Annotated in this window: 3 protein-coding genes; all 3 read right to left on the reverse strand. The window is 62.4% G+C overall.

The window, feature by feature from the left end; all coding sequences use genetic code 11:
- The coding region (locus tag FEM54_RS29665) for a DUF1275 family protein (RefSeq protein ID WP_138453967.1) at nt 1-305 on the reverse strand (305 nt) is incomplete at its 3' end.
- A 69-nt stretch (nt 306-374) separates the two neighbouring features.
- Nucleotides 375-2,009 (reverse strand): ABC-F family ATP-binding cassette domain-containing protein, encoded by a 1,635-nt coding sequence (locus tag FEM54_RS29670; RefSeq protein WP_138453968.1) that lies wholly within the window; start codon nt 2,007-2,009, stop codon nt 375-377.
- Nucleotides 2,010-2,142: 133 nt separating this feature from the next.
- On the reverse strand, nt 2,143-2,818 hold a 676-nt coding region (locus FEM54_RS29675), incomplete at its 5' end, for a DNA topoisomerase IB (protein WP_138453969.1).

Raw genomic sequence — 2,818 nt, forward strand, 5'->3', positions numbered from 1 at the left:
AGCGCATGCCGGCGGCTGAAGCGGCTGACCACCACCCCCAAGGCGTTGCCCAGCACAAATACCGCCACCAGCAACAGCAGGCGCCCGGTCAGGCCCAGGTCACCGGCGCTGATTGCCACCGCCAGGCGCGTGGTGTTGCCGCTCATGAATGAAACAAAATCCCCGCTGGCCATAAAGCCAATCGCATCGGTCATGCCCGCCAGCACCGACAGGCTGGCCACCAGCATCAATCCGACCCGCCCGCGCCAGCGTTGGCGATGGGCAAGCGCTGCATTGGCATAAAGCCTTTGGGACGAAGGCAACATAGGATCGGGCTCCGCGGTGAGATTATTCGGCCACTACCGTAGGACGCTTTGGCGGTGCATGCAATGACCTCAGACACTTTCCAGTCGCCAGCCGGTGTGCTGCCAGATCAAGTGGTGGGTCGGCCGGATCGCCTGGATGAACGCCTCGTCATGGGACACCGCAACAATGGCCCCGCTAAACCCGCGCAGCGCCTGCTCAAAGGCCAGTACCGATTCCAGGTCCAGATGGTTGGTGGGCTCGTCCAGCAATAGCAGTTGCGCCGGGGAATCGCGCCACAAGGCGATCGCCATGGCGGCTTTCAAGCGTTCGCCACCGCTCAGTTGGCCGGTGGGTTGGGTGACGCGCAGGGCGTCCAGTTGCAACAAGGCCAGGCGCGTGCGCAGCTCGGCTTCGGCCAGGGGCGTGTCGAGCAGGTTGAGTTGTTCGACGATGGAGCGCTCATCCATCAGCAGCGCCAGGTGCTGATCGATATACGCGGCGGGTATCGACACCGTGCAGGCGCCGCTGACCGCTTGCCATTGGCCGGCCAGCAGCTTGAGCAGCGTGGACTTGCCGCAACCGTTTGGCCCACGCACGGCCACGCGTACCGGGCCGTTCAAGTTGAGCGTCAGGTAAGTGGCTGGCTGGTGTGGGTCGAGCCACGGCAGTTGGGCATTTTCCAGGGTGAGTACGTGGCGGCCGTTGGGCAAGGCCGAGCCGGGCAGGGCGAGCAACGTGGGGGTTTCATCGACGACACGCGCATAGGCTTGGCGCACCTGCCCATCCAGCTCATTTTTATAGGCGTGGTGAGCGCTGCGCACCGTGCTGACGATTTCCGTGGCGGCGCCTTTCCAGCGGGCTTTGGTAAAGCGATCAACGTTGGCGGTTTCGGCATGCTTGCGTGAGCGTGCGGCATTGCGTTGCAGGCTGTCGTGATCCTTTTGCAGGCGCTTGCGCTCGCGGCTGCGTTGCAGGCGAGCATGCTCAAGTGCCATGGCGGCAGCGTGTTGTTCGGTATCGCGCTGCTGGCGATAGGCAGCGTAATTGCCGCCATACACACGCATGCCAAGGGGCGACAGTTCGACGATACGCGCCAGGGTATTGAGCAGCTGTCGATCATGGCTGACCACCACCAAGCCGCCGCGCCAGTTGCTCAAAACCCGCAGCAGCCACTCGCGCCCATGGCTGTCGAGGTGGTTGGTGGGCTCATCCAGTACCAGCAGATCCGGCGCGGCCAATAGCGCACCGATTACGACAACCCTGGCCAGTTGGCCGCCACTCAGTTGAGTGGCTGGGGCTTCAAAACCGAGTACGTGTAAACCCGCGTCATCAAGTGCGGCACGCAAGCGTTCGGCAAGGTCCCAGCGATCGTCAATCAGCTCAAGGTCACCGGCCCAGGCCTCGCCTCGGGCCATGCGCTCAAGCGCGGCCAATGCCTGGGCAGTACCGGTGATCTGCGCAAGGCTTGCTCCCGGTTGCAGCGTCAGGCTCTGTGCGACGTAGGCTACGCGGGCCTTGCCATCGAGCGTACCGCAAGAGGGCGCAAGTACGCCGGCCAGCAAGCGCGCCAGGATACTTTTGCCGCGACCATTACGGCCGACAATCCCGGTGGGTGTGTAATCAATGGACAGGGTGAGGTCGTCCAGCAAGGTTTCGCCATTGGCGAACTGGAACGACACGTGTTGCAGGGAAACCAATACGGGCAGGCGTTTGACGTCAGTCATCAGCACCTCCAAAAAAATGTCGAACAGGCCAACAAGCGCGCCAGGCGGCTCGTTGCAAATACATTTTGGAAGGCTTAGTTGTTCACGTCGGCGCTCATCCCGTGAGTCAGAAGGGACCCGCAGGCTAACTCAGCTAGGCGTGCTTGGGCAAGTCGGCGGCCAATTGCTCCAGGAACATCGCCAGCGCGACTTCTTCGGCTTTAAGGCCTTTGCGCATCCGTGGCTTGGGCAGCTTGGACAGCTCGCCCAGGCTGAAATGCTCCAACACCGCCGGGTGGATATAGCACTTGCGGCACACTGCTGGCGTATTGCCCAACTGCTTGGCAACATCCTTGACCATCGCCACCACATGCCGCTTGGCATCGGATTCGGGCTGCCATTCCAATTCGCGCAACACCGCCAGGGCCATCGCCGTGCCGGCCCAGGTGCGGTAGTCCTTGGCGGTAAAATCGGCGCCGGTGAGGCTGTGCAAATAGGCATTCACGTCGTGGGAACTGACGGTGTGGCGCTCGCCGTCTTCGTCCAGGTACTGAAACAGATTCTGGCCCGGGAGTTCAAGGCAACGCTTGACCACCGTGGCCAGGCGCCGGTCCTTGACGCTGACCTGGTGCTCGACGCCACTCTTGCCGCGAAACTGGAACTGGATTTCGCTGCCCTTGATGTCCACATGGCGGTTGCGCAGGGTGGTCAGCCCGTAGGATTTGTTGTCGCGGGCATATTGGGTGTTGCCGACGCGGATCAATGTGGCGTCCAGCAGCATCACCACGGTGGCCAGGACTTTTTCACGGGAGAACCCAGGCGCGGCGATT

This window comes from Pseudomonas edaphica, assembly GCF_005863185.1.
GTDB lineage: Bacteria > Pseudomonadota > Gammaproteobacteria > Pseudomonadales > Pseudomonadaceae > Aquipseudomonas > Aquipseudomonas edaphica.

Coding starts and splice junctions, on each gene's coding strand:
- FEM54_RS29670 (WP_138453968.1), bottom strand. CDS start 2,009: ATGACTGACGTCAAACGCCTGCCCGTATTGGTTTCCCTGCAACACGTG.